The organism is Pelagibius sp. (assembly GCF_965227505.1).
Classification (GTDB): domain Bacteria; phylum Pseudomonadota; class Alphaproteobacteria; order Kiloniellales; family Kiloniellaceae; genus Pelagibius.
Map to the genome: position 1 here is coordinate 4,240,758 of NZ_OZ245757.1, position 19,731 is coordinate 4,260,488.

Below are 19,731 nucleotides of genomic sequence, written 5' to 3' on the forward strand. Positions count from 1 at the left end.
CGGCCGCTCACCGTCGAAGCCTCGGGTTCAGGACGTCGCGCAGTTGATCGCCGACGAGATTGATGGCGACGATGGTGACCAGGAGAGCGATGCCCGGAAAGAAGGAGATCCAGTACTTGCCCGAGAGCATGTACTCGTAGCCGTTGGCGATCAGCAGGCCCAGGGAGGGCTCGGTGATCGGCACGCCGAGGCCCAGGAAGCTCAAGGTGGCTTCCAGCGCGATGGCATTGGCCACCTGTACCGTAGCCACCACGATAAGCGGCGGCAGGCAATTGGGCAGCAGGTGATTGAACACGATGCGCCGGTGCGAAAGGGCCAGGCAGGTTGCCGCCTCGATGTACTCCTTGCGCCGCTCGACCAGCGCCGTGCCGCGCACCGTGCGCGCATAGTAGGCCCACTGAATGGCGATCAGCGCGATGACCACCTTGTCGACGCCCTTGCCCAGGGCGGCCAGCAGGATCAGCGCGATGAGGATGGTGGGAAAGGAAAGCTGCAGATCGACCAGACGCATGATCACGGTGTCAACCTTGCCGCCGAAGTAGGCGGCGAGCACGCCCAGCGACATGCCGATGGTCAGCGCGATCACCGTGCTCATGGCGCCGACGCCCAGGCTCATGCGGAGGCCGTAGATGATGGCCGAGAGCATGTCGCGACCCTGCGGGTCGGTGCCCAGCCAGAAGGTCTGGCTGCCGTCGAAGGTCGTCTCGCCGGGCGCCAGGACGCCGTTCATGATGTCGAGCTGCAGCAGGTCGTAGGGGTCCTGCGGCGTGATGAAGTCGGCGAAGATCGCCAGCAGCGCCAGGAAAACCACCAGTATCAGGGAGGCGACGGCGACCGGGCTGGCGGCAAACTCCGCGGCGAAGCGGGCGGCCGGCGATCCCCGCCAGCGGCCCGGGGTCAGGACTTCGTTCTCGGCGAGCACGCCGGTGGGTTTGGCGGCGTCGGTCATGCCTTGGCCTCCGAGAGACGCACCCGCGGATCGAGCACGCAGTAGAGCATGTCGACCACGAAGTTGATGAGGATGAAGATGAAGACCGTCAGCATGAGATAGGCCACGACCACCGGCCGGTCGAGCGCCTGGATCGAGTCGATCAGCAGCTTGCCCATGCCCGGCCAAGCGAAGACGGTTTCGGTGACCACGGCAAAGGCGATCATGCTGCCCAACTCCAGGCCCAGGATCGTCACCACCGGGATCATGATGTTCTTGGCGATGTGCACCAGCACGATGCGGCGCTCGGAGAGCCCCTTGGCGCGGGCGAACTTCACGTAGTCCTGCAGCATGACCTCCCGGGTGCCGGCCCGCGCCAGGCGGATCACCAGCGAGGTCTTGAAGAGCGCCAGGTTGATGGCCGGCAGCAGCATGTGGGACAGCCCGTCCCAGGTGAGGAAGGAGACCGGTACGCCGAAGAGATCGACGGTGTCGCCGCGGCCGGTGGAGGGCAGCCAGCGCAGGATCACCGCGAACAGCAGGATCAGCATCATGCCCTGCCAGAAGTTCGGCAGGCTGAAGCCCATGATGGAGCCGGTCATGATGGTCTTGCCGGCTATGGAATTCGGTTTGAGCCCGGCGATCATGCCCAGCGGCACGCCCAGGAAGATGGCGAACAGCAATGCAAGAAAGGCCAGCTCCAGGGTCGCCGGCAGCTTTGAGATGATCAGTTCAACGGCCGGCGTGGCATAGACGAAGCTGTTGCCCAGGTCGCCTTGCAGGCCGTTGATGACGAAGATGTAGAACTGCTCCCAGAGCGGCTTGTCGAGGCCGAGGCGGGCGATCGCCGCCTCCATCTCGGCCTGATCCGCATCCGGCGAGATCATCATGTCGATCGGATTGCCGATCGCGTAGACGCCGATGAAGACCAGCACCGCCATGGCGGTGATGACAAAGAGGCTCTGGCCCAGGCGGCGAAGAAAGTAAACCAGCATCGGCGCTGCCCCTTAGAGCATGATCGGGTGGGACCTGTCCCGTCGCATAAATGCGCCGCAGGGGGCGGGACCGTCTGCCCCGCCCCCTGCGGTCATAACACAGCCTTAGCCGGCGGGCTTGACGCCCGTGGCAATGGTGTACTGATCGGTCCGCGGCGTGTAGCTCAGCCCTTTGCGGTAGGCCCAGGGCGTCACTTCGTAGTGCAGCGGAAGGATGGCGTAGTTCTCCATCGCTTTCTGGCTCGCCTGACGCAGGATCGACTCGCGCTTGTCATCGTCGACGGTTGCCAGCGCTTCCTCGATGAGGGCGTCAAGCTCCGCATTGGAGTAGCGGCCCCGGTTGGTGCCGCCCATGCCCTTGTCTTTGTCGCGGGTCGCCACCAGCGCGCGCAGCGGCGAGGACATCTCGCCGGTGCCCGAGCCCCAGCCCGCCATGTAGAGGCTGAACTCGTACTTGTTGCGCCGGGCGAAGAAGGTGCTCTTGGTCATGGCGTCGACCTCGGTCTCGATGCCGACACGGGTCAGCATCTGGGCCACCGCCTGGGCGATCTGCGCGTCGTTGATGTAGCGGTCGTTGGGCGAACCCAGAACCAGCTTGAAGCCGTCGCCGTAGCCGGCTTCGGCCAGCAGCTTCTTGGCCGCATCGGGATCATAGCTGTCGTGCGCGGCGCCCGGTGTGGAGCCGAACATGCCCTGCGGAAGCAACTCGCCCGCCGGCACGGCCACGCCGCCCATGATGCGCGCCACGATGGCCTCTCGGTTGATCGCCTTGGAAACGGCCTCACGCACGCGCGCATCCTTGAAGGGGTTCTTGCCGCCGGTGCCGTCGATGCCCGGGGTCGGCTCCTGCTCGTGGTCGAAGTGCAGGTAGATCACCCGGTTCGACAGGCCCTGGGAGACCTCGAAGCCCTCGCTCTCGATGCGCTCCAGGTCCTGGAGCGGCGGCCTGTCGATCATGTCGACGTCGCCGGCCAGAAGGGCGGCGACCCGCGGGCCGTTGCTGGTGATGGGCCGGAAGGTGACCGTCTGCCAGTGTGCCTTGGTGCCCCAGTAGTTCTCGTTGCGCTCCAGGACGATTTTCTCGCCGCGGGTGAACTCCTTGAACTTGAACGGCCCGGTTCCGAAAGCCTTGGAGCCGTCGTTGAACGCCTGGGTCTTTGGATAGCTGTCGATGCCGGTGCAGCCCTCGGGGCTGAAGCCGATGTCGCCGGTGGCGCCGTTGGCCGTCGCCGACAGGATGCCCCAGGTCGACACCTCGACCGGCAGCAGCGGATAGGGCTTGGCGGTCTTCAGGATCAAGGTGTGGGAATCCTTGATCTGCATGTCTGTGATCGCCTTGGTGTAGACGGTGAAGGACGATGGGCTGTCTTCCACGGTCGGAATGCGGCAGACCGTGAAGACCACGTCCTGCGCCGTGAAGGGCGAGCCGTCGTGGAAGGTGACCCCTTCGCGCAGCTTGAACTCCCAGGTGGTGTCGTCGACCGGTTTCCAGGAGGTCGCCAGGCCCGGCTGCAGCTGCTGCTTTTCGTCCTGCAACACCAGCGAGTCGTACATGTGCCGCCGCATGGCGTTGTTGGGCCCAAGGTTGTGGTAGTGCGGGTCCAGCGCCGAAGGTTCCGACGACAGACCGATGGTCAGTTCCTGCGCGGCGGCCGGCGTGGCCAGGACTGCGGCCAGCGACACCGCACACAAAAGAGTGCTCTTTCGCATGAATTCGTTCCCCATAGACGTAGCCTCAAGACGCGGCGAAAAGGCTAGGCGTCGGCATTGATGGCTTTGCGCCTGTTCCTGTGTGGCCCGTGCCGCCCTCATGCGAGGGTGCAGGGCGGTTTATCACGGCTCCTTACCAATCGCCGGCTAGTGTAGCGCAGGCCACCCGGCCCTCGACGGCGGAACCTTGCCGGGTATAATGGGAGTGTCTAGTCTTGCTGTCAAAGCGAAATCACCACTGGCGGACAGGTGGCGCAGCCATAGGAAAAGCAAGCCATTTGGGCGGTTTTTCATATAACAAAATGTTATGATCACCATGCTTGAATCGCAAAGGCCAGCCGACAGCCGGGGGCATCCCACGGCCCGCATGATGGAGGCCTTCCATGCGGTTATGGACGCGGGCTCGGTCAGCGCGGCGGCCCGCCACCTGGGCGTGACCCAGCCTGCGGTCAGCCGCCTCTTGAAGCAGTTCGAGGCGGAACTGGGGGTTTCCCTGTTCAACCGCGCCAAGGGCAAGCTCACCCCGACGCCCGAGGCCCATCGCCTCTCCATCGATGTCGGCCGCGCTCTGGACGGCATCGAAAGGGTCAGGCGTTCGGCGGAGGATGTGCGCCGCCATGGGGTCGGGCGCCTCAGGGTCGGCGTCACGCCCATGCTCTATGAGGGCGTTCTGCACGGCCTGATCGGCGGCTTCCTGGCCCGCCATCCGCATCTGGTGCTGACGCTGGAGAACGGCCTGACCGACACCATGATCGACTGGCTGTTGCGGGACCAGGTTGAACTGGCCTTCGCGTCCCTGCTGGACACGCATCCGGGCGTCGACACCATTCCCTTGATCGAAACCCACAGCGTGGTCGTGCTGCCACCGGACCACCGGCTGGCCGCCAAGCGGTCGATCCGCGCCGAAGACCTGGCCGAGGTGCCGCTGATCACCATGACGCGCCGCTACTCCTCGCGCCACCGGATCGAACAGCTGTTCCGGCGTGCCGGCGTGCCCTTTCGCCTGCGCGCCGAGACCAACCTCTCGCGCACCATCTGTGATCTCGTGCGCACCGGCCAGGGGGTCGCCATCATCAATGCCCTCACCTGGGGCGGCAGCGGGCTCACCGGTCTGGTCGCCCGGCCGCTCTATCCGCGTCTGGTGAACCGCTACGGCGTGCTGCACCTGGCCGACCGCGGGTTTTCCCGCCCGGCAGAGCAGTTGATCGCGACGACCCGCGATTATCTGGCGGAAGCCATGCCCGACCTCTACCTCGGTGAGCCGTCGTGAGCCCCGTTCTATCATGAGCCGCGTCCCCCAATGAGTGCCGGGCCGCGTGTCGCCGTCGGCGGCTTTGCGCTGGAGTCGGTTTCCTTTCTGCCGGAGGAAACAGGCGTCGCGGACTTCGAGCGCGAGGCGCGGCGCGGCGCCGCACTTCTTGACGCCTTGTCCGGGACCGCGAGCGTCGCCGGCGGCTTTCTGGCCGGACTCGAAGCCGGCGGCGCGGAAGCGATCCCTCTTGTGTACACCGACTGTTCGGCGGCAGGACCGGCCAGCGACGAGGCCTTTGAGCGATTTCGCGACGAGCTTCTCCAGCGCCTGGCGGACGCCGCTCCCCCCGACGGCGTGCTGCTGTTCCTGCACGGCGCCATGACGACGCCGACGCGGCACGATCCGGAAGGGGATCTGCTGGAAGCCCTGCGTGCGCAGGCCGGCCCGGACTTGCCGGTGATGGTCGCCTTCGACCTTCACGCCAACCTCTCGCCGCGCACTGCCGAGCTCTGCGACGCGCTCTTCGGATTTCACTTCTCGCCGCACACCGACATGGCGGAAACCGGCCTGCGGGCCGCCCGCTGTCTGCTGGCCAAGCTCGAAGGACGGGTCGATCCGCAAGTGGCCCTGGTGAAGGTGCCTTTGGTGCTGCCGAGCATCTTCACCGCCACGGCGCTGGCCCCGCTCTCGGACTTCGTGGCGCGGTCGCTGGCTTTGCCGGAGGAGGTGCCGGGCGTCCTCGATGCCTCGGTGTTTTGCGGCTTTGCCTATGCCGATACGCCGGACCTCGGTTTCTCCGTGGCCGTGGTCGCCGACGGCGACAAGGCGCTGGCCCAACGCGAAGCGGAGAGATTGGCGGCGGAAATCTGGCAGAGCCGCGCCGCCCTGCTGCACGAGGACATGGTGCACGGTCTGGCCGACGGCATTGCGGCGGCTTCACAGCAGGCCTTGCAGGCCGATCGCCCCGTTGTGGTGCTGGAACATGCGGATCGGCTGAACAACTCGACTTGGTGTCTGCGGCAGCTGTTGAGCGATGCCGCCGACCTTTCGATCCACTGTCCCTATTTCTGGGACCCCTCGGCGGCGCGGGCGGCCCTTCGTGCCGGCGCCGGGGCAAGTCTGTCCCTGGTCCTCGGCCGGGATACCGCGGAGCGCGCCGGCGGCCCTCTCTCCGTTGAGGCGGAGGTCCTCTGGGCGGGGGAGAAGCGGTTTGTCGGCACGGGCCCCATGCGCCGGGGCCGGCAGATCGACCTCGGCCCCTCGGCGCTGCTGCGTGTCGGCCGGCATACCGTCTCGGTCGTGTCCGTCTGCACCTCCGCCATCGATCTGGACGCGCTGGAGCAGTTCGGCATCGACTTTGCGCAGCTCGACATCCTGCTTTTGCGCTCCAAGACCCATTTTCGGGCCGTGTTCGAACCGCTGGCTGCGGCCATCGTCATTGTTGACACGCCGGACTGGGGCACGGCCGACCTCGCTGCCTTGCCCTACCGCCATGCGCCGGCCGGGATTTATCCTCTGGCGCGCGAAGCGCCTTCGCGCCACCCTTGCAGTCCGGGTGCGCCTGTCCATCCATCCGCATAAGCCGCACAACATGAGAACCTGCAGAGGGAGCCTGCAATGCCCGAGTCCGTGATCGACAGCTATCCCATCGAACTGGAAGCGCCCGATATCACAGCCTATGCCGCCGGTAACACCGGGATCGACTACATCACGCGCTTCGATGCGGCGGAGCCCGGCCCCCACGTCATGATCACCGCCGTCGTCCACGGCAACGAGATCTGCGGGGCCATCGCGCTCGACTGGCTGTTCCGCAACAACCTGCGCCTGGTGAAGGGCTCGCTCTCGCTGGGCTTCATGAACGTGGAGGCCTATCACAGCTTCGATCCGGCGGATCCCACCGCCTCGCGCTTCGTCGAGGAGGACTTCAACCGTCTCTGGGCGGCCGAGACGCTGGACGACCCGGCGCGCGATTCCGTCGAACTGCGGCGCGCCCGGGCGGTGCGGCCTTACATGGACGGGGTCGACCTGCTGCTCGACATTCATTCCATGCAGCACAAGACGCCGCCCTTGATGATGGCGGGTCCGCTGCCCAAGGGGCGCAAGCTCGCGCGCGATGTCGGCCTGCCGGAGGTCGTCGTCAGCGACTCAGGCCATGCCGCCGGCAAGCGCATGCGCGATTACGAGGGCTTTGCCGAGACCGGCAGCGCCAAGAACGCGCTGCTGATGGAGTGCGGCCAGCACTGGGAGGCGGCGGCCGGGCCGCTGGCGATCCACACCGCCCTGCGCTTCCTGCTGGTGACCGGTGCGGTCGCACCGGACTGGGCGGCGGCGGCCGAAGAACTCGCCGCTGTGACCCTGCCGCGGCAGCGCTTTATCGAGGTGACCGGTCCGGTCACCATCGAGACCGAGGAGTTCCGCTTTGCCGAAGACTACAAGGGGCTGGAGGTCATTCCCGCTGCCGGCAGCGTGATCGCCCACGACGGCGGCAAGACCGTGACCACCCCTTACGACGACTGCGTTCTGATCATGCCGTCGCGGCGCCTGAACCCGGGCGCCTCCGCGGTCAGGCTCGGCCGCTACGTCGAGGCGGTTTAAGGGGCGGGCTGTTTAGGGGACGGGCCGCGACGCGGTCACGGCTTGGCCAGCGCCCCGAGCAGGGTGTCGCAGACCCGTGTGACCGTGGGCTCGTCCAGGTAGCCGTGCATGGGCAGCGCCAGTACCTCCGCACTGGCGGTCTCCGAGACCGGCAGCGATCCTGCACCGTCACCAAAAGCGGCATAGGCCTCGTGGAGGTGCAGCGGTTTGGCGTAGTAGATGGCGCTGGCGATGCCGGCCTCCCGCAGGGCCTGACGCAGCCGCTCGCGCTCGCGCGTGCGGATGGAATAGACGGCCCAGGCCGAGCGGCCGTCCGGCGGGCTTTCGGGCGTGCGCAGGCTGTCGCGGAGGCGCTCGTCGTACCAGGCCGCCGCCTGCGAACGGGCAGCCAGCTCCTGGTCGAAGACATCCAGCTTGGCCAGCAGCACGGCCGCCTGCAGGCTGTCGAGGCGGCTGTTCATGCCCACCTGCCGGGCTTCGCCCGTGGCATCGAAGCCATGTCCGCGCAGACGCCGGCAGCGCTCCGCCAGGGTGGGATCGTCGGTCAGGATCGCCCCGCCATCGCCGAAGCAGCCGAGCGGCTTCGAGGGATAGAAGCTGACAGTGGTCATCGGCGCCAGACTTCCCACCGGCCGCGCCTCCTGACCGTCTCCCTGGACCGCACCGAAGCTCTGGGCCGCATCGGCAAGCACCTGCAGCCCCGCGGCTTGCGCCACCGCGTGGATCGCCGGATAGTCCGCCGGTCTGCCGAAGAGATCGACGGGAATGACCGCGCGGGGAGTCAGGGCGCCGGCAGCGCGGACCGCCGCCACCTTGTTCTCAAGCTGCAGCGGATCCATCGTAAAGGTCGTGTCGTCGATGTCGACGAAGACCGGCGTGGCGCCCGTCAGGACGACGGCCCCGGCGGTGGCAGCGAAGGTGAAGGGCGGCACGAAGACCGCGTCGCCGGCCCCGACATCCATGGCCATCAGCGCGATCTGCAGAGCGTCGGTCCCGTTGGCGACGGTGATCGCCTGGGCGACGCCGGCATAGTCCGCCAGCCGTCCTTCCAGTTCACCCACCGCGCCGCCCAGAATGAAGTCACCGCCCTGCAGCACGGCGGCCATGCGCTGCTGAATCGCATCCCCCACCACGGCCAGCTGTTTCTGCAGGTCCACCAGGGGCACCGGCGGCAGCGGCGACAGATCCGGAACCGCGGCCATGCCTAGCTGCCGACCTTGCGGGCGAGGCCCCGGCCGCTGTTTGCCTCCATCACGAAGCGTGCATGTGCCTGCAGCTCGCGGGTGGCCACCAGTGCTGCCTCCAGGGCCCGCCGGCCCTCTTCGCCGGAGACGATGGGGCGCCGGCCTTCCCGCACGCAGGCGATGAAGTCCTCGACCTCCCGCTCCAGGGCGTCGACTTCCTCGTAGCTTTCCTCGCGGATATCGACGGCGGTTGCCGAAACGCCGTCGCCGGCGCGGCGCGCGATGCTGAGGCTCTGGGAATCGAAGTTGACGCTCAGATAGCTGCTGGGCTGAAAGATTCTCATGCGCCGCTCGGTCTTGAAGCTGATGCGGCTGGCGGTGATGGTGGCGATACAGCCGTTTGCGAACTTGATGCGCGCCGTACAGATATCCTCGTGGTCGGTGAATACCGGCGCGCCCGCCGCGTCGATCGCCAGGATGGGCGAATCGACCAGGGACAGGACCAGGTCGATGTCGTGGATCATCAGGTCGAGCACCACGTTCACATCGGTGCTGCGGCCACTGAAGGGCGCGATGCGGACCGAATCGATATAGAGCGGCCGCGTGACGTGGCGGCGCAGGGCCTCGGCCACACCGGAAAAGCGCACCAGATGGCCCACCTGCAGGATGCGCTCGCGGCTCCTGGCAAGCTCCACCAGAGCATCGGCCGTGGCCAGACTGTCGGTGATCGGCTTCTCGACCAAAACGTGAATCCCGTGATCCAGGCACTCGCGGGCAACGTCGAAGTGGGCCTGGGTCGGCACGGTGACGCTTGCCGCGGCGATCTTGCCGAGCAGCTCGCGGAAGTCCGAGACCGCCGGCACGCCGAGCTTTTCCCCCACGGCCTTGGCGCGCGCGATATCGATATCGGCCACGGCCACCAGCTCCGCATGCTGCGAGGCGGCGATCTTCTGGGCGTGGTAAGTGCCGAAATGGCCCGTTCCGATGACGGCCATCGGCAGCTTGTCTGAAATCAACCGGACCTCCTGGTCCTCTCCCCGCCGCTGCGGCGGGATACACGCACCCAACGCGGACCCGGCAAACCGAGCCGTCGGACCTCCTATTCTTCGTGTTTCAGCCCCGCTTGTCCACGGAGGAATGGCGCAAATCCGGGCCTTTATGAGCAAAGTCTGTGTCCGGGTTGCAGAGTTGCTGCGGCTTTGCTGACGGCGGCGGGCTGGCGCATCGGCTGTGAAGAGGCTATGGGGGGGCATGTTTGATGCACGCCTTCGCCGGGTTATCGACCCCCCGCTCGACAAGGCCGGGCGGCACCTGGCGCGTCTGGGTGTCACCGCCAACGGCGTGACGACCGCGGGGTTTCTGGTCGGCTGCGGGGCCTGGGCGATGCTGGCGCTGGAGAGCTACGGTCTGGCCCTGGCATTCATCCTGCTGAACCGGCTGGCCGATGGCCTGGACGGGGCCGTGGCCCGTCACGGACGGATCACCGATCTCGGCGGTTACCTCGACATCGTCCTGGATTTCCTTTTCTACTCCGGCGTGATCTTCTTTTTCGCGGTCGGGCGCCCCGAAGAGGCGCTGGCGGCCGCCTTTCTGATCTTCTCCTTCATCGGCACGGGTGTCAGCTTCCTCGCCTTCGCCACGCTGGCGGCCAAGCGCGGCATCACCACCGCCGCGCGGGGCAAGAAGTCGATCTACTACCTGGGGGGCCTGACCGAGGGCACGGAGACCATCGCGCTCTTCATCGCCATATGCCTGTTTCCCGATTTCTTTGCCTGGTTCGCCTGGATATTCGGCGCCCTCTGCTGGCTGACGACGGCCGTCAGGATCTATTCCGCGGTGGAGACCTTCCGGGCCTGAGCGGCACACGCCGCACCTTGGCGGGAGCGTTCTCCCATGGCCGGCGTTCTTTCGTGCGGGTGTTCTTTGGTGCCGGTGTTCTTTGGTGCCGGTGTCCTTTGATGATTGTCGCCTTCATCGGAGCGGGGGCATAGTCGTGGCCTATTGGGGCGCTTCGGCCCCGGGGAACAGACAGGCAAAGCAATGGCGACCAGCTTCAACCCGCCCGGCGTCTGGGCGCCCTTCGGGGCCTTCTCCATGGGGGTGGTCCAGGGCGAGGGGCAGACGGTCTATCTGAAGGGCCAGGTTGCGCTCGACCCTGAGGGCAGGGTTGTCGGCAAAGGCGACATGCCGGCGCAGCTGCGCCAGGTCCTGGAGAACATTCAGGCCGTGCTCGCCCATGTCGGCGGCACCATGGCGGACATCGTCTCCCTGACCCAGTACGTCACCGACATCGAAGCCTTCATGGCGGCAGGCGCCATTCGCAAGGAATTCTTTGCCGCGCCTTTCCCGGCCACCACCACGGTCGAGGTCGCGCGGCTCTACGATCCCGATCTGATGGTCGAGATCACGGCGATCGCGGAGGTACCCCACGACCGCTTCCGCGCCCCCGACGGCTGAGACCGGGTCAGCGCCGGCCTGCGATGCGCTGGCGGTACTCCTGGACCGGCAGACCGCCGACGCCCCAGTTCTCCAGTTCGATTTCGTCGATCACCACGAAGGTGGAGTCGAGAGATTTGTTGAGAACGTCCAGGAGAAGCTGGCTCACGCCCCTGATCAACGCAGCCTTCTGCTCGGCCGTCACGCTCGCCAATTCGGGGGTGGTGCCCTCGCGGGTCACCTTGATGTTTACGTAGGGCATTTTGTTCCTCATTTTCCGCGCTGGGATATCGGTGGGGGCTCGGTCGATTGCTCAGGCTGCAGAGGCTACCAGCGTCCGGCGTGGGCGCCGCCGTCCAGATGCAGCACCTCGCCGGTGATGAAGGTCGCGGCGTCGAGATAACGCACCGCTTCGACGACTTCGTCGACATCGCCCATGCGCCCGATGGGGTGCAGGCCTGCCAGGAAGCCATGATCGCCGTCGGCGTGCATCGGTGTGTCGATGATGCCAAGCGATACGGCGTTCACCCGGACGCCTGTCTGCGCGTACTCGATGGCCAACGACCGTGTAACCGCGTTGAGGCCGCCTTTTGTCAGAGCGTTCAGGGCGGCCGGCACGCCGGCGATCGGCTGGTCGGCCAGACTGGTGGTCATGCTGACGATATGGCCGCTTCCCTGGCGCAGCATCACCGCGAGGGCCTGTTGCGAGACGTGGAAGAAGCCGGTCAGATTGGTAGCCGCGACGGCGGCGTAGTCTTCCGCCGTGAAGTCGACAAAGCCCTTTGAGACGAAGACCCCCGCGTTGTTCACCAGCGTATCGATGCGCCCGAAGCGGTCCAGAGCCGCGTCGACCATTGAGCGCGCCGTCGCCGGGTCGGCGACATCGCCGCGCACCGTGACCACGTCCGGATCTGTCGAGGGATCGATCCGGCGCGAATTGGCGACGATGCGGTAATTCTGGGCGCGCAGGCCGGCCACCAGGGCGGCGCCGATGCCCTGTGAGGCACCGGTGATCAGTGCAACCTTCGAAGTCTCTGCCATCGCGTCCTCGCTCCTTTGAAATTCGTGACCGTCGCCGGGCGCAGCGGAGCGCCCCTCGGCCTTGCTCAAGCGAAGAGGTAATTTCTTGCGTTGCTCGTGTGAATAGTCACATAACGAAAGATATCCTTTCGTTTAGAGGAAGAATAATGGACCGTTTGGGCGCCATGCGGGTCTTCGTGACCGTACTGGATGAAGGCAGTCTCGCCGGCGCGGGACGCCGTCTCGGGCGCTCGCCGGCAGCGGTTTCCCGGGCCGTCGCCTTTCTCGAGCGCCACATCGGCACGCCGCTGCTGCACCGCACGACCCGCGCCATGCGCCTGAGCGTGGCAGGCGAGAGCTATGCCGCGGCCTGCCGGCGCATCCTGGCGGAACTGGAGCAGGCGGAGCTGCTGGCAGCCGGCGAGGGGGCGATGCCGCGGGGGCTGCTCACGCTGACCGGACCCATCGTCAGCGGGGCCCGCATCCTGCGGCCGATCCTCGACGACTTCCTCGACCGCTTCCCGGAGGTCACGGCGCGGCTGCTGATGCTCGACCGCAAGCTCAACCTTGTGGAGGAGGGGGTCGACGTCGCGCTGCGGATCGGCCACCTGCCGGACTCCAGTCTGGTCGCCCTGCGGGTCGGCGAGGTGCGGCAGGTCGTCTGTGCGGCACCGTCCTATCTCGCAGCCCATCCGCCGATCACCGAGCCCGCCCATCTTCAGGCGCACCGCATCATCGCCATGACAGTCTTCGGCACCGTTGCCTGGCCCTTCACCGCCGGGGCTTCGGCACCGCCGCAGGAGGTCGCGATCACGCCGCGGCTGGTGGTCAACACGGTTGAGGCGGCGGTCGGCTCGGCCATTGCCGGCCAGGGCCTGACCCGGACCTTTTCCTATCAGGTCGCGGAGGAAGTGGGCGACGGGCGGCTGGCCGTGGTGTTGCCGGACCACTGCTCTCCGCCGCTGCCGGTCCACCTCGTTACGGCAGAAGGGCGCCTGGCCATCCCGAAGGTCCGGGCCTTCTTTGACTTTGCCGCTCCCCGGCTGAAGGCCCGCTTCGCCCAGCTTGCCGAGCTGGGCCCCTGCATGAAGAAAGAGGGTGCGTCTTGATCGGCTGCACTGCGGTGCCGACCGGGAGTTGCCGGGCCCGGTGGCGCCGCTCCGCAGTCTTCAACTAGCATAGGGGTCGGTTCTCCGCAGCGGAGCGACAACGGTCCAAGGCCGCGAAAGGCAGGTTTGACATGCTGGAAATCGAAGCGCCACCGCAGTTGGTGCTGACCATCGATATCCTGGCGGTGATCGTCTTCGCCGTCTCGGGCGCGCTGGTGGCCTCGCGCAAGAGCCTCGATATCGTCGGCTTCATGTGGCTTGCGGTCCTGACCGGTGTCGGCGGCGGCACGGTCCGCGACCTGCTGCTGGACGTGCCGGTGTTCTGGATGGTCGCGCCGCACCACGTCATCGCCTGCCTCGTCACGGCGGTGGTCGTGCATTTCACCGCGCACCTGGTGGAGTCCCGCTACCGGGTGCTGTTGTGGTTCGATGCCTTGGGCCTCGCCCTGGTGACGGTGGCCGGCACCGCCAAGGGCCTGGACAACGGTACCGGCGCGCTGGTCGCGGTGGCCATGGGTGTGGTCACCGGCACCGTCGGCGGGATCGTGCGCGATCTCGTCGGCAACGAGCCTTCGGTGATCCTGCGGCGCGAGATCTACGTCACCGCCTCGGGGCTCGGCGCCTGCACCTATGTTGTTCTCGCCGAACTTGCGCTGCCGGCGCTGCTCGCCGGCGCGGCCGGCGTTCTCGTCACCTTCACGGTGCGTGGCCTCGCCATCACCTACAACTGGTCGATGCCGGCCTACCGCCACCGCCCCGGCCGCACCCTCGAGGAGATCGAGGAGGCGCGGAAGTAGCGGAGAGGATGGCACTGGCGTGTGGATCAGATGCTTGTCTGGTTGACACGCGAATGCGGACAGTCTTTGTGTCGATAGGGGGATCAAGGATTGATCCAAAGCAGCCGGTCAAGCTCGACCGGCAGGAACCATGTTTGGCACTTTCCGGTCTTTCTTGCTTTGTCCTTTCTCCGCCTGTCGACACTGGCGAATCAACGTTTCTCTAGCCGTTCTTCAGTCAGCGCCGGATAGATCTTGGTGAGACGAAATTGATACAGTTCTTTGCCATCGACAGAGCAAACAATTTCGCTATGCACTGATTTTTGACCCTGACCCGCGACTGCGACTGAATACTGAGGATTGAAGTGATGGCCATTGCCGGGCGGCAGTGTGTAGGACCATTCGTAAACCGTCACATCTTCCGCATCGACACCCTCTGGCGTTCCTATGGTGGTCGGAACGGATGATGTAGAAACACAGGTAATTTCATCCTCTTCGCTTGCGTTCGCATAGTCGAATTCGAAACCATACCAAGTGCATTTCTCTTTCCGTCCATCATAGGTGCACTGGCCTTGACCGGTGACGTATATGATTTCTGTTTCAAAGCAGATCCAGCTGACTGGAACATCGCCGGTCGCAACCTCCTCATCTACGTCGCACATAAGGCCAGACCGGAAATTCTGTATCTCCACGGCATAACCGGGCGCGATAGTGAGGGCCGTTGTCAGAAACAGCATTGACAGTAGTTGCGCGGATCTCATCGAGAACACCAATTGAGCCGAAGCGGTCGTAGCAGTATTCGCGCGATTCCTTGACTCTTCAAGGACCCAAGCTCTTGAGACTCGATCTCGGTGTCCGCTTCCGGCGCTTTGGCGACACTTTGACCTTAGAACGGAATGTCGGCTCGCGGCCTCGCCATCAGCTACACCTGGTCGATGACCGCCTACCACCGCCGTCCCGGCCGCACACTCAAGGAGATCGAAGAAGCGCGGAGGTAAGGGCCCGATGGAGGTGCAAACGAGGATGCCCGGGGTTTGCCCGGAACTCCGCCCTTTTGAGGGGGATCGCCGCGCCGCCGAGGGACGGCGCGGCTGAGATCGGTTCAGTTCGGCGTGAGCTTGTAGATGTCACCCTGGTCGACGGCCGCATAGAGACTGCCGTCAGGCCCCTGAACGACCGACCGGAACCGGCCGGCGGCCATGGGCAGGGACATTGTCATGACGCTGTCGGCGGACTTTCCATCCTCCGCGAGGTCGATAATGTCGATGCGCATCCCGACCGGGGTTCCCCCGAAGCCGATTCCCATGATCCCGACGGCCAGACGGCCGTTCCAGGCGCCCCACTGATCGCCGCTCAGAAACGCGGCTGAGGAGGTGCCCTGCGAGAGGCCGTTGTTGTTCCAGGCCGGCGGCATCGCATCGGGATAGGTCGCCGTGTCGGTCATCGGCATGAATTTCACCCGCTCCGCCGGATCCATACCTTCCATCTGATTAGGCATGTAGCCGCAGTAGTTCACGGGACAGTCGCCACGGCCCGCCATGTTGGGGCGCGGGTCCCATCCGGCATTGCCGCCGTTCACCAGCACGGTGATCTCGTCGGAATGCCAGGGGCCGTGTTCGGCCACCACCGGCTGGCCGTCGCTCGGGCGGAAGGCGATGCCCTGTACGTTGCGGTGGCCATAGGTGAAGATGCGGGGGTCGAAGCCCGCCGGCGGGCTGTTGTCCGACACCGCATTGCCGTCACGGTCGACGCGCAGCACCTTGCCGCCGAGCAGCGTTGGCGACTGCGGGACCTCGCCGTTATGGGTGTCGCCGGTGGTCAGGTAGAGATGACCATCCGGGCCGAAGCGGACGCGCCCGCCATTGTGCGCACCCGGGCCGCCGAAGGGATGGTCGGTGGCCTCCGGCTTGTAGGGGACGTCTTCGATGATATCGGTGCGGTCCGACACCGCGCTGAAATCGTCGCTCACCGTCAACCGCATGAGACGGTTGCTGCCCGGCGCGGTCATGCTGGACGTGGAATAGACGTAGATGAAGCGGTTCTCGTCAAAGTCCGGGTCGACGGCCACACCCTGCATGCCGGCCTGGCCCTCGCAGAACAGGTCGTCCGCCGTGCTCGGATAGCCGTCGCTCCCGGTCATTCCCAGGAGGGCTTTGACATCGCCGGAGGGGAGGCGAACCGACAGGCCAAGGCATTTCTCGGTAAAGAACATGGTTCCATCCGCGAGGAAGGCCATGTCCCACGGGCTTTCCAGCCCGGAGAGAACGGTTGTGTGCGTGAGGCTGGGGGCGCCGGCATGACTGTCCGCAAGAGCCGGTGCACAAGTCATGGCCGAGGCCACGACCGCACTGAGCGACCATAGAGTCAGATTGCGTTTCATCTTGGATTCCTCCCGTAGTTTTTTATGGTTCTTGCCCATTTGAGACCGGGTGAAGAGATCGTAACTCAGACATTAGTCACTTCAACTACTTTCCTCGGCGAGGATTACAGCCCTAGTTCAATGGCACAGCGCAAAGGGACAAATGAGGCCGCCGAGGAAATGGATGACGGGCGGGCTGCTGCCGTCCGACTCAACCTATTCGCCGAAAACCGCTGTGTTTGGCAGCGCATAGCGTTGGTCGTCGACCCGGATGAGATGGAGACCGTTCTCCATCCGCCAGTCGCTGTCGAAGCCGGTGCCGGACATCGTGGCATCGGCCGAGATGAAGCGGCCATGCGCGAAGAACAGCCTGCGTTTGAAGCCGTTGGAAAACGTCACGACAACCGTCGCATCGCCGCCGGTACCGCGCGCGACACCGAACGCGCACGCGCCCATCGGCTCACCGCGGATCTGCGCGCAGGAGAGAGTACCGCTGGCATCGAAATCGCCTTGCCCCGCGCGCAGTGCGCTGTCGTCGGCGCCCATGGGCACGGTTCCGTCCGGACCGCGCGCCGGGCGGAGAACCTCCGCCACGACATAACCGCGGGCCCGGCTGTGAAGGGGGCGGACCTTGCACCAGACATGGCCGCCGGCGTCCGCGCAGCCGAGATTGGAGAGGATTGCGCCGTCGGCGAGCATCCCGATGACGGGCGCATCCGGCGCCGGCGAAGCGCGCAACTCTGTTCCATTGCGTACCGCCACCTGCCAGCGCCGCGGGCCGCCGTCCTCAGGCGCGGCGACCTCTGCCTCGGAGCCGGTGCCTGCGTTGCTTTGCGTCTGCTCCGCTGCCCAAGCGTTCGCGACGAAGGCGCCCGCGAGGATGGTGCTGGCGACGATGGCGCAGAAAGTCTTGCGAAGCACAGGCCGCCTCCTCACCCAGGCAGGAAAGGCGGCGGCATTGCCGGTGCGGTTCGCATCGGGCTTTGATTATTGGAAGGCCGCCGAAATGTAGGCGGCAAGATCGGCGATTTCTTCATCGGACAGCTTTTCGGCCCAGGACATCATGATGGCGGAGTTGGGCCCCACCATTTCCCGGGCGCGGTACTGCATCAGCCGCTCTGCGATGTAGTCCGCATCCCTGCCGGCAATCGACGGGAAACTCGCCATGCCCTTTCCGGCCTTCCCGTGGCAGTTGATGCAGGTCTCTGCGTACTGCGCCTCTCCGGCTGCGGCGTCCTCGCCCCGTGCGTGCGACGCAGTCAGAACCAGGGCTGCGCAGAGTGTGAGCGCTTGCAGCGTCTTCATTCCGATCTCCTCCCGATCCCTTATGATTGTTGTTTAGGGACGCGATCTAGAGACTACGACGCGCTCATGGCTTGTCAATTCCGCGCTCGGGCGCGTACGTCACGTCGTACTGTCGCGCGGGACCGGCGGATGCCACGGCGCTGTCGTTCAGCCCCAACAGATTGAAAGACTTCGATGGAGATGGAGTGGGGCTTCAAAGTCTCAACTCACCGCTCCGTCGCCCCCTTTCCCGCAAGGATGCGATTGCGGAACTTTACAATGCGGGAGGTCCGCGTTTCGGACTTCTTTGCTGAGTTCAGGTTGATGACGTAGCTTTTCTGCCGGCCTGGCGTCAGCTTGTGAAATGCCTCCGCCAGTTCGGGGTCGGACTCCAAGGCCTCACTCAACTCGAGAGGCAGTTCGATTTGACTTTCCTCTTTCGGCGCTTTGATGCCCGCCTCTGCATAGCCCTTCGCTTCCGTCAAATAGGACCGGATGACCGCCTCCATCTGTGCCGCTTGTGCATTTTCCGTAAAGCGGATCATGTCAGGATACCGGGTATTGCGCCCCTGCTTCTGAAGGATACGCTCAGGGTCTTTCATCAGCGCAGCATTGAAGAAACTGAGGCGAAAATCGCCGCGAAGGGCGCCGATGATGGCGATGTTGCGCCCTTCGTGCATGTAGCACGGATGCCCCCATTTGACCGTTTCAACGAGCCCTGAATCGCGGCAGATTCGGCGGAGATCGATGAGGCCACTCGCCCACTGCCGCGTGGAGCAGTCTGCTGTGGCAAAGCGCTCGCAGCGTCCGCATCCTTTGGAAAAGTATTCCTCGATATCTGTGATCATGGCATTGCCGGTCTTCCAATCTGGCGCCGCTTGGTTGCCCTGAACCACCTTGAGCATCAAATGCGCGCAAGTCGAGCAAATAGGTCTGCATCGGGCTCTCAGTGAACGTTGGTGAATGTTGTGAGCTATGGTTAGCTGCGCAGGGTGCAACGCTGCAGCTCGGAGTATCGCCATGCCCAAGATCGACGTCGCCGCCGTGCCGGTTTCCAAGGGTACGGGTTATCCGCCGGATCTCAACACACCCTGCGCCGAACGCTTGCGGCAAAGGCTTGGTGATGCCGGAGGACTGACCGATTTTGGGGTCAATCTCATGCGCTTGCCTCCGGGCAACTGGTCCAGCCAGCGCCACTGGCATTCTCATGAAGATGAGTTCGTCTTCGTGCTCGAGGGCGAGCTTACGCTGGTCGAAAACGAAGGCGAGACGGTGATTCGAGCAGGCGACTGCGCGGCCTTTGCGAAGGGCGCCGGAAACGGCCACCATATGATCAACAAATCGGACAAGGTAGCGGTTTATCTGGAAGTCGGCTCGCGCCAGCCGGACGACATCACGACCTGTTCCGATGTTGACATGATGAGCGCCAACGCAGATGGCCGGTTCGTGCACAAGGATGGCACACCCTATACTGATGCTTGATCCTACGCTCGCCGACCCCAACGAAATGAGCCAAGAAGGCAAACACCCTGCTTGTTGACGAGCGCGCCGAGGACTTAGACCTGCGTCGCCTGCTCGGTGGAAACATCTGAGGGACCGAAATGACAAAGCGAGGCCGTTGCCTTTGCGGAAACACACGCTGGGAGTTCAAAGGCGAGGTCACATGGGCCTGCTATTGCCATTGCGACGACTGCCGCCGAAATTGTGCCGCACCAGTGGTGGCCTGGCTCGGCGTACCTGTCAAACACTTCAGATGGCTGGGAGAGGCGCCGAAAACCCTCGAGAGTTCCAAAGGCGTCCGGCGGCATTTCTGCGGGACCTGCGGCTCGCCGATGGGATTTGAAGCGGATCATTACCCGGGCGGAATGCACCTCTACGCCGCGTCCTTGGAAGATCCCGGCGACTTCGAACCGACGTTCCACGTGAACTATGCAAGCAAGCTTCCCTGGCTTCAGATCGATGATGATCTTCCAAAATACGAGGGGACGCTGCTTCAGTCACCGGAAGACCCAAGGGGCTATAAATCTGAATAAGTGCGGATCGGCGCTGCTGCCCGGAATGCAAAAGGCCCGCCGGATCGGAC

The 19,731-nt window shown here is 65.0% G+C and carries 21 protein-coding genes; 9 read left to right on the forward strand and 12 right to left on the reverse strand.

What is annotated here, in order from left to right:
• Positions 1-7: 7 nt before the first annotated feature.
• The 3 genes from ACO06P_RS19980 to ACO06P_RS19990 all read right to left on the reverse strand — a co-directional run bounded on the left by ACO06P_RS19980 (position 8) and on the right by ACO06P_RS19990 (position 3,633).
• Positions 8-949 carry an ABC transporter permease gene (locus ACO06P_RS19980; RefSeq protein ID WP_420346980.1) on the reverse strand — a complete coding sequence of 314 codons (942 nt, stop codon included), beginning with the start codon at positions 947-949 and terminating at the stop codon, positions 8-10.
• The gene (locus tag ACO06P_RS19985) at positions 946-1,923 is read right to left on the reverse strand and encodes an ABC transporter permease (RefSeq protein WP_420346981.1); all 978 of its coding nucleotides are present in this window, start codon (positions 1,921-1,923) and stop codon (positions 946-948) included. Before ACO06P_RS19985 ends, ACO06P_RS19980 begins: the two co-directional genes overlap by 4 nt.
• Positions 1,924-2,028: 105 nt before the next feature.
• Positions 2,029-3,633: an ABC transporter substrate-binding protein gene (locus ACO06P_RS19990; RefSeq protein ID WP_420346982.1), complete on the reverse strand. Its 1,605-nt coding sequence runs from the start codon at positions 3,631-3,633 to the stop codon at positions 2,029-2,031.
• A 307-nt stretch (positions 3,634-3,940) separates the two neighbouring features.
• On the opposite strand from ACO06P_RS19990, the gene ACO06P_RS19995 reads away from it, so the two are divergent.
• From ACO06P_RS19995 to ACO06P_RS20005, 3 genes are read left to right on the forward strand one after another with little or no spacing between them, the layout of a single operon-like run.
• Positions 3,941-4,903 carry a LysR family transcriptional regulator gene (locus tag ACO06P_RS19995; RefSeq protein WP_420346983.1) on the forward strand — a complete coding sequence of 321 codons (963 nt, stop codon included), beginning with the start codon at positions 3,941-3,943 and terminating at the stop codon, positions 4,901-4,903.
• Positions 4,904-4,933: 30 nt separating this feature from the next.
• Positions 4,934-6,466, forward strand: a complete 1,533-nt coding sequence (locus ACO06P_RS20000; RefSeq protein ID WP_420346984.1) for a M81 family metallopeptidase — start codon at positions 4,934-4,936, stop codon at positions 6,464-6,466.
• Between the two features lie 36 nt (positions 6,467-6,502).
• Positions 6,503-7,480 (forward strand): succinylglutamate desuccinylase, encoded by a 978-nt coding sequence (locus ACO06P_RS20005; protein WP_420346985.1) that lies wholly within the window; start codon positions 6,503-6,505, stop codon positions 7,478-7,480.
• A gap of 35 nt (positions 7,481-7,515) precedes the next feature.
• Here the strand turns inward: ACO06P_RS20005 and ACO06P_RS20010 are convergent, their stop codons facing one another.
• Positions 7,516-8,682: a DegT/DnrJ/EryC1/StrS family aminotransferase gene (locus ACO06P_RS20010; protein ID WP_420346986.1), complete on the reverse strand. Its 1,167-nt coding sequence runs from the start codon at positions 8,680-8,682 to the stop codon at positions 7,516-7,518.
• Between the two features lie 2 nt (positions 8,683-8,684).
• Positions 8,685-9,680 carry a Gfo/Idh/MocA family protein gene (locus ACO06P_RS20015; protein ID WP_420346987.1) on the reverse strand — a complete coding sequence of 332 codons (996 nt, stop codon included), beginning with the start codon at positions 9,678-9,680 and terminating at the stop codon, positions 8,685-8,687.
• Between the two features lie 235 nt (positions 9,681-9,915).
• Between ACO06P_RS20015 and ACO06P_RS20020 the strand changes: the two genes are divergently transcribed.
• A complete protein-coding gene (locus ACO06P_RS20020) occupies positions 9,916-10,521 on the forward strand; it encodes a CDP-alcohol phosphatidyltransferase family protein (RefSeq protein WP_420346988.1) in 606 nt (201 codons plus the stop codon).
• 183 nt (positions 10,522-10,704) lie between these two features.
• A complete protein-coding gene (locus ACO06P_RS20025; RefSeq protein WP_420346989.1) occupies positions 10,705-11,121 on the forward strand; it encodes a RidA family protein in 417 nt (138 codons plus the stop codon).
• A 7-nt stretch (positions 11,122-11,128) separates the two neighbouring features.
• Here the strand turns inward: ACO06P_RS20025 and ACO06P_RS20030 are convergent, their stop codons facing one another.
• Positions 11,129-11,362, reverse strand: coding sequence for a tautomerase family protein (locus tag ACO06P_RS20030; RefSeq protein ID WP_420346990.1), 234 nt, complete (start codon positions 11,360-11,362; stop codon positions 11,129-11,131).
• A 65-nt stretch (positions 11,363-11,427) separates the two neighbouring features.
• Positions 11,428-12,141, reverse strand: a complete 714-nt coding sequence (locus tag ACO06P_RS20035; RefSeq protein WP_420346991.1) for an SDR family NAD(P)-dependent oxidoreductase — start codon at positions 12,139-12,141, stop codon at positions 11,428-11,430.
• A 146-nt stretch (positions 12,142-12,287) separates the two neighbouring features.
• On the opposite strand from ACO06P_RS20035, the gene ACO06P_RS20040 reads away from it, so the two are divergent.
• Complete coding sequence (locus ACO06P_RS20040) at positions 12,288-13,229, forward strand: LysR family transcriptional regulator (protein ID WP_420346992.1); 942 nt, start codon at positions 12,288-12,290, stop codon at positions 13,227-13,229.
• Positions 13,230-13,360: 131 nt separating this feature from the next.
• Entirely contained in the window at positions 13,361-14,026 is a 666-nt protein-coding gene (locus ACO06P_RS20045) for a trimeric intracellular cation channel family protein (RefSeq protein ID WP_420346993.1), read from the forward strand.
• A 191-nt stretch (positions 14,027-14,217) separates the two neighbouring features.
• Here the strand turns inward: ACO06P_RS20045 and ACO06P_RS20050 are convergent, their stop codons facing one another.
• From ACO06P_RS20050 to ACO06P_RS20070, 5 genes are all read right to left on the reverse strand, one after another.
• Positions 14,218-14,742, reverse strand: a complete 525-nt coding sequence (locus ACO06P_RS20050; RefSeq protein ID WP_420346994.1) for a hypothetical protein — start codon at positions 14,740-14,742, stop codon at positions 14,218-14,220.
• 365 nt (positions 14,743-15,107) lie between these two features.
• Positions 15,108-16,385, reverse strand: a complete 1,278-nt coding sequence (locus ACO06P_RS20055; RefSeq protein WP_420346995.1) for a PQQ-dependent sugar dehydrogenase — start codon at positions 16,383-16,385, stop codon at positions 15,108-15,110.
• 195 nt (positions 16,386-16,580) lie between these two features.
• Positions 16,581-17,285, reverse strand: a complete 705-nt coding sequence (locus ACO06P_RS20060; RefSeq protein WP_420346996.1) for a hypothetical protein — start codon at positions 17,283-17,285, stop codon at positions 16,581-16,583.
• A gap of 66 nt (positions 17,286-17,351) precedes the next feature.
• The gene (locus ACO06P_RS20065; RefSeq protein WP_420346997.1) at positions 17,352-17,669 is read right to left on the reverse strand and encodes a c-type cytochrome; all 318 of its coding nucleotides are present in this window, start codon (positions 17,667-17,669) and stop codon (positions 17,352-17,354) included.
• A gap of 206 nt (positions 17,670-17,875) precedes the next feature.
• A complete protein-coding gene (locus ACO06P_RS20070; protein ID WP_420346998.1) occupies positions 17,876-18,553 on the reverse strand; it encodes a YdeI/OmpD-associated family protein in 678 nt (225 codons plus the stop codon).
• A gap of 115 nt (positions 18,554-18,668) precedes the next feature.
• Between ACO06P_RS20070 and ACO06P_RS20075 the strand changes: the two genes are divergently transcribed.
• On the forward strand, positions 18,669-19,130 hold the full coding sequence (locus ACO06P_RS20075; RefSeq protein ID WP_420346999.1) for a cupin domain-containing protein: 462 nt from the start codon (positions 18,669-18,671) through the stop codon (positions 19,128-19,130).
• A 119-nt stretch (positions 19,131-19,249) separates the two neighbouring features.
• Positions 19,250-19,681, forward strand: a complete 432-nt coding sequence (locus ACO06P_RS20080; RefSeq protein ID WP_420347000.1) for a GFA family protein — start codon at positions 19,250-19,252, stop codon at positions 19,679-19,681.
• Positions 19,682-19,731: the final 50 nt, after the last annotated feature.

Bases quoted from the DNA above. Each gene is read 5' to 3' on its own strand.
- ACO06P_RS20080 (WP_420347000.1), top strand. From the start codon at position 19,250: ATGACAAAGCGAGGCCGTTGCCTTTGCGGAAACACACGCTGGGAGTTC.
- ACO06P_RS19980 (WP_420346980.1), bottom strand. From the start codon at position 949: ATGACCGACGCCGCCAAACCCACCGGCGTGCTCGCCGAGAACGAAGTC.
- ACO06P_RS20055 (WP_420346995.1), bottom strand. From the start codon at position 16,385: ATGAAACGCAATCTGACTCTATGGTCGCTCAGTGCGGTCGTGGCCTCG.
- ACO06P_RS19995 (WP_420346983.1), top strand. From the start codon at position 3,941: ATGATCACCATGCTTGAATCGCAAAGGCCAGCCGACAGCCGGGGGCAT.
- ACO06P_RS20070 (WP_420346998.1), bottom strand. From the start codon at position 18,553: ATGCTCAAGGTGGTTCAGGGCAACCAAGCGGCGCCAGATTGGAAGACC.
- ACO06P_RS19990 (WP_420346982.1), bottom strand. From the start codon at position 3,633: ATGCGAAAGAGCACTCTTTTGTGTGCGGTGTCGCTGGCCGCAGTCCTG.
- ACO06P_RS20065 (WP_420346997.1), bottom strand. From the start codon at position 17,669: ATGAAGACGCTGCAAGCGCTCACACTCTGCGCAGCCCTGGTTCTGACT.
- ACO06P_RS20050 (WP_420346994.1), bottom strand. From the start codon at position 14,742: ATGCTGTTTCTGACAACGGCCCTCACTATCGCGCCCGGTTATGCCGTG.
- ACO06P_RS20010 (WP_420346986.1), bottom strand. From the start codon at position 8,682: ATGGCCGCGGTTCCGGATCTGTCGCCGCTGCCGCCGGTGCCCCTGGTG.
- ACO06P_RS20045 (WP_420346993.1), top strand. From the start codon at position 13,361: ATGCTGGAAATCGAAGCGCCACCGCAGTTGGTGCTGACCATCGATATC.
- ACO06P_RS20000 (WP_420346984.1), top strand. From the start codon at position 4,934: ATGAGTGCCGGGCCGCGTGTCGCCGTCGGCGGCTTTGCGCTGGAGTCG.
- ACO06P_RS19985 (WP_420346981.1), bottom strand. From the start codon at position 1,923: ATGCTGGTTTACTTTCTTCGCCGCCTGGGCCAGAGCCTCTTTGTCATC.
- ACO06P_RS20030 (WP_420346990.1), bottom strand. From the start codon at position 11,362: ATGCCCTACGTAAACATCAAGGTGACCCGCGAGGGCACCACCCCCGAA.
- ACO06P_RS20020 (WP_420346988.1), top strand. From the start codon at position 9,916: ATGTTTGATGCACGCCTTCGCCGGGTTATCGACCCCCCGCTCGACAAG.
- ACO06P_RS20025 (WP_420346989.1), top strand. From the start codon at position 10,705: ATGGCGACCAGCTTCAACCCGCCCGGCGTCTGGGCGCCCTTCGGGGCC.
- ACO06P_RS20035 (WP_420346991.1), bottom strand. From the start codon at position 12,141: ATGGCAGAGACTTCGAAGGTTGCACTGATCACCGGTGCCTCACAGGGC.
- ACO06P_RS20075 (WP_420346999.1), top strand. From the start codon at position 18,669: ATGCCCAAGATCGACGTCGCCGCCGTGCCGGTTTCCAAGGGTACGGGT.
- ACO06P_RS20005 (WP_420346985.1), top strand. From the start codon at position 6,503: ATGCCCGAGTCCGTGATCGACAGCTATCCCATCGAACTGGAAGCGCCC.
- ACO06P_RS20040 (WP_420346992.1), top strand. From the start codon at position 12,288: ATGGACCGTTTGGGCGCCATGCGGGTCTTCGTGACCGTACTGGATGAA.